General features: G+C 66.3%; 4 protein-coding genes. 3 read left to right on the top strand and 1 reads right to left on the bottom strand.

What is annotated here, in order from left to right:
• The 3 genes from FVW27_RS07345 to FVW27_RS07335 form a co-directional block, all read left to right on the top strand.
• Window positions 1–1,029, top strand: a 1,029-nt coding sequence (locus tag FVW27_RS07345) for a glycosyltransferase family 9 protein (RefSeq protein ID WP_167123983.1), incomplete at its 5' end; no start/stop codon positions are given.
• Window positions 1,030–1,182: 153 nt separating this feature from the next.
• A complete protein-coding gene (locus tag FVW27_RS07340; RefSeq protein ID WP_167123981.1) occupies window positions 1,183–1,788 on the top strand; it encodes a DUF8043 domain-containing protein in 606 nt (201 codons plus the stop codon).
• A gap of 5 nt (window positions 1,789–1,793) precedes the next feature.
• Window positions 1,794–2,144 carry a hypothetical protein gene (locus FVW27_RS07335; RefSeq protein ID WP_167123979.1) on the top strand — a complete coding sequence of 117 codons (351 nt, stop codon included), beginning with the start codon at window positions 1,794–1,796 and terminating at the stop codon, window positions 2,142–2,144.
• 220 nt (window positions 2,145–2,364) lie between these two features.
• Here the strand turns inward: FVW27_RS07335 and FVW27_RS07330 are convergent, their stop codons facing one another.
• Complete coding sequence (locus FVW27_RS07330) at window positions 2,365–4,578, bottom strand: EAL domain-containing response regulator (RefSeq protein ID WP_167123977.1); 2,214 nt, start codon at window positions 4,576–4,578, stop codon at window positions 2,365–2,367.
• Window positions 4,579–5,187 lie beyond the last annotated feature (609 nt).

Raw genomic sequence — 5,187 nt, 5'->3', positions numbered from 1 at the left:
GAGCGCAAGCTGGGCGAGCGGCTGCGCGCGGCGCTGGCGGAAGAGGCCGAGACTGGCGGAACTGGTGGCGAGGCCGGGGCAACCGGGCCGGTGCCCTGCATCGACCTGATAGGCGCCACCAGCCTGCCGCAGCTGGCCGCCACCCTGCGCCACATGCGCATGCTGGTCACCAACGACACCGGCACCATGCATCTGGCCGCCGGGCTGGACGTGCCGGTGCTGGCCATATTTCTGGCCACGGCCCAGCCGTGGGACACCGGCCCCTACCGTCAGGACAGCTGCTGCCTGGAACCCGCGCTTGACTGCCATCCCTGCCCGTTCGGCACGCCCTGCCCGCACGACGAGCGCTGTCGCCGCGTCATTTCCGCCGACACCGTATTCGGACTGGCCCGTGCCTACCTGACCACCGGCCAGTGGCCGCAGTCCGATGCCACAGCGGGCGCAACTCCGGATGCCCACCGCGAGGCGCGGGTATGGCGCACTCTGCGCGAGGCGAATGCGGAACCCGTAACCGCAGACGCCCCGGCCATGGTCATGCCCGGGCGCGGGTTCATGGACCTTGTCTCGCTGTCCGGCCACGAATCGGAAGACCGCACCCGCTGGATACGCCTGCAACGCCATTTCCATCGTCAGTTTCTTGACCTGCCCCGGACGCAGGCCGCCGAGCCGTCCGTTGCCCGGCCCGCCCAACCCATTCAGCCCCCGCATGGCCCCTGCGCGCTTTCCGAGGCCCTGCGCACCCGCGCAGCGGACGAATTGCGCCAGGCCGACGCCCTGCTGCACCTCATGGGCGAACAGGGCGCCCTGCTCAGGGTACGCCCCTCGGACATGGCCAAGTCGCGTTTCCTGGGCACCGTAAGCCGCGTGCAAGCCTTGTGGGACAACAGTGCGCTGTTCAACGTGCTGGGGCACCTGTGGCTGTGCGAATCACAGGGGGCGGGCGGCTCGCTGGATTCCGTGCTGGTTCTGGCTGCGGCCTATCGCGCGCTGGTGCGGGTCTGGCTGGACCATCTTTCCCCGTCGGCCTGAGTTTCCCTTTCCATTCGCCGCGTGGAGCGGCAAGGAACCGCACTCTTCCGGGCGCGCGGCCTGCCTGCATTCCTGCATCATGGTCCGTTTCTTGCTTCACAGCAGGCGGACGTGACAAATTTTCCCGGTGCCGGGATGCAGGAGGGAGACCCCATGATCGTTATTGATGGCCGCCAGGCCGATATCAAGCTGGAAAACTTCGCGAATCTCGAAGAAATCCTCGTCAAGGTGATGGAGGGCAGCTACCTCGAGAACCGCGTGGTGACCGACGTGCTCGTCAACGACGAGGCGTTTTCGGAAATCTACCCCCATCAGGCAGAGGACATCGAGCAGCGCGACATCCGCTCCGTCGAGATCCGCAGCATGCCCGTGGGCGAAATGGCCGTGAACATCACCCGCGAACTGTACAAGGTGGTGCAGGTGATGACCGACGGCGCCCGCCAGGTGGCCGGGCTGTTCCGCCAGGCCGACGACGCCGAGGCACTGGACATGTTCCAGGACCTGCTGGAAGTGACCCGCGACTTCATGGGCATGATCGGCGTGCTGCGCAACGAATTCTCGCTGCGCACCACCAAGGATTTCAGCGACAACGTGGAACGTTTTTCCGACCTGCTGGGTGAAATGACCGAAGTGCTCGAAAACGAGGACTGGATCCTGCTGGCCGACCTGCTGGAATACGAATTCCTGCCCGCCTGCGAAAACTGGAAGAAGGTCATTCAGGCCCTGCGCGAGGACATCCGGCAGGCCAGCAAGGGGTAGCAGCCATGCCCGACAGCCTTTCCCTGCTCGACATGGCCCTGCAACTGGGCGAGCGCGAACTGGGGGCCCTTGCCGCCGGCGACGTGGAGGCCGCGGAATCCGCCTCGCGCGAGCGGGCGGAACTGGTGGAAATGGCCTGGAGCCGCCGCGACCCGGCAGCATTGAACGATCTGCGCGACAAGCTGCTGCGTTTGCAGTGCCTGCAAGGCCGCCTGACCGAAGAGGCCCGCAGGCTGCATGACAACATCCGCAACCAGTTGCAGCAGACCCGCCGCGAATCGCAGCGCCTTACCGGATACAGGCAGGCCACGCGCTCCACGCCGTTGACCCTCAGTCTGGGGCGCGGGCAAGTGTAGCGGCTGTCGACAACGGCACCGGATACGAATGAATCGGGGGCCGGATGCATGATGCATCCGGCCCCCGTTTGTCGTCCTGTTGGCGCCGCTCCTGCTGCCGGGGCCGCTCGCTCCCCCTCTGCTTTCCGCTGCTCGCGGATATCACGGCATTGGCGCGCCCTACCTTCCTTATTTTCGGCCGCTCGCGGCCCTTGCGGGCAGTGCCGCTCGCTACTACCCCCTACTTCCGGCTGCTCGCGGATCCTGCGGTCCCTGCGGACAGGGCCGCTCGCATCCAGTCCGCGAACCCGTCCGCGGGCAGGGGCTTGCTGTAGTAGTAGCCCTGCACCTCGCGACAGCCATGCGCGCGCAGGAAGTCGAGCTGGTCGTCGGTTTCCACCCCTTCGGCCACCACGTTCAGCGACAGGTTGCGCCCCATGGTGACGATGGTGGAGACGATGGTGGCGTCGCCCTCGTCGCCGGGCACGTCACGCACGAACGATCGGTCGATCTTGATGGTGTCGATGGGGAAATTCTTCAGGTAGTACAGCGAGGAATGGCCGGTGCCGAAGTCGTCGATGGCGATGGAAATGCCCTGTGCCGCCAGCCGCTCCAGAATGGCCACCGAGGTGGGCAGGTCGCGCATCATGGTGGTTTCGGTGATTTCCAGTTCCAACTGCGAGGGCGGCAGGCCCGATTCGGCCAGGGCCGCCTGCACCCGGTCCAGCAGGTCCGGCTGGAACTGCCGTGCCGAGATGTTCACGGCTATGCGTAGCGGACCAAGCTCGTCGGTCCAACGGCGGGTCTGGATGCACGCGTCGCGCAGCACCCGTTCGCCCAGTGCCACCACAAGACCGGTATCTTCGGCCACGGGAATGAACTCCAGCGGCGGCACCAGGGTGCCATCGGGCCGGGCCCAGCGCACCAGGGCCTCCATGCCGGTGACCTGCCCGGTGATGATGTCCACGCGCGGCTGGTAGAACACCACGAATTCGTCGTTCTCCAGCCCCTTGCGGATGCTCTTTTCGATGGCCAGGCGCCGGGTCACGTCGTCGTTCATGGCCTGGGTGAAACGGCGAAAACGCGCGCCGCCCTGTTCCTTGGCACGGTACATGGCGATTTCCGCGTTCTTCAGCAGGGTGGCCGGGTCGCGCCCGTCGTCGGGCGAAACACTGATGCCGATGGACGGCATCACGTACAGTTCGTGGTCGGCGGCGTTGAAGGGACGGGTGAACGCTTCCTGAATGCGGGTCGATTCCGCCTCGGCCACCTCGTCCTCGCCTTCGCCCATGCCGGTCTGGGACAGCGGCAGCAGCATCACGAACTCGTCACCGCCAAGGCGCGCCACCATGTCACGCCGGGGGGCCATGCCCACCAGGCGGCCCGCCACTGCGCGCAGCAGTTCGTCGCCCACGGCATGGCCCAGGCTGTCGTTGACGGTCTTGAAATTGTCCATGTCCAGGTACAGCACCGCCAGCCGCGCGTCCGGCCCACCCCTGAGGGCGTGGTCCTCCATGCGCTGGCGCAGCCCCATGCGGTTGGGCAGGCCGGTCAATTCGTCGTGAGTGGCCTGGTGGACGATCTGCGCTTCCTTGCGCTTCAGTTCGCTGACATCAAGGAAGGTGCCCACCTCGCCCGCCCGCTGGCCGGTGCGGTCACGGAAGTAGCTTTTGTACAGCACCAGCACCCTGTCCTCGCCAGCGGCGTCGCGCATGTCGATCATGCACGAGTAGCCCGCGCCGTCATCGTCCGCGGCACCCAGCCGACCCCCGGATTCCCCGACGCGGCAGGCCAGCTCCTGCGGCAGTATCTCGTGCACCGAACGCCCCACGACATATTCCTGGGCACGGCCGATCAGACGGCTGAAGGCGCGGTCGCAGCCGATGTAGGTGCCTTCCAGCGTCTTGTAGAACACCGGGTTGGGCATGCCCTCCACCAGGGCCTCCAGGAACTGGTTCTTCTCCTGCAACAGGGCCTGGTATTCCACCAGGCGTTCGTTGGTTTCTCGCAGTTCGCGGGTGCGCTCCTGCACCTCCTGCTCGAGGTGCTCGCGGTAGCGCTTGCGCTCCTCCAGCAGGCGGGCGCGTTCCAACGCCTTGTTCACGGCGTGCTCCAGCACGCGCATGTCGGTGACCGGCTTGGTCACGTAGTCCCACGCGCCGTGGCGCAACGCCTCCACCGCCTCTTCCAGCACCCCCACGCCCGACACCACGATGACGGGCACCTCGGGGGCGTCCTCGCGCAGGCGTTCCAGCACCTCCATGCCCCCCATGACGGGCATGCGCAGGTCCACCAGTACGAGGTCGGGCGACTTTTCGGCGAACACCTCAAGTCCTCGACGGCCGTTTTCCGCCTCGATCACGTCAAAGCCGCTGTCCTCAAGATAGGCGACCAGATTCGAGCGAACGTTGACATCGTCGTCGATGGTCAGAATACGGGCAGGCCTGTGGTACATGGGACGGCTGTTTCCTCTGGCTTGTACTGATGGGGTTGCGATATGTTGCATTACAGATTGCCAAGCAGCGGGGAAATTATCCACAAAAAAATGCCCGCAGCACGGCGGTGGAGTGACGTCCCGGTGGCGATGCCGCCTTGTGGCACAGGGCGATGGTGCGCGAGTCGAGGTTTGTGACCGCTTGAGGATGGCCTGGGGCCGGGGATGCGGCAAGCGGGCGGCATTGTCGCGCCTGTCCGTGCCGACACGGCGCAGGCACGGGGCGCGCATGCGGTCATGCCTCATGCGCTCATGACAGATGGCGCGGGCGGCTGGGCCGAACTGATGCGGATTGGGCCGGATTGGGCCGGATTGGAGCGGAACTTGGGTGAAACTTGAGCAGAACCTCGGCAGGACCTGAGTGGCGCCGGGGCCGGATCGAAAGCCGTGGCGGGCCATCTCGGGCCGCCATGCAAAAAGGCTGCGCCGAAAGAAGCCCGAGCCATGGCGGCGGGCAAGCGGCGACGTTCCGTGGCGGGGGGAGCGAGCGGGCGGCGGCGGACGGCCGGGACGGTCAGTCGCGGGCGTTGTCGGCCACGATGTCGATATCGGCGTGGCGCTGCATCAGGT

The sequence above is a fragment of the Nitratidesulfovibrio liaohensis genome (assembly GCF_011682075.1).
Lineage (GTDB): Bacteria > Desulfobacterota > Desulfovibrionia > Desulfovibrionales > Desulfovibrionaceae > Cupidesulfovibrio > Cupidesulfovibrio liaohensis.
This window is presented reverse-complemented; position numbering and strand designations above follow the sequence as displayed.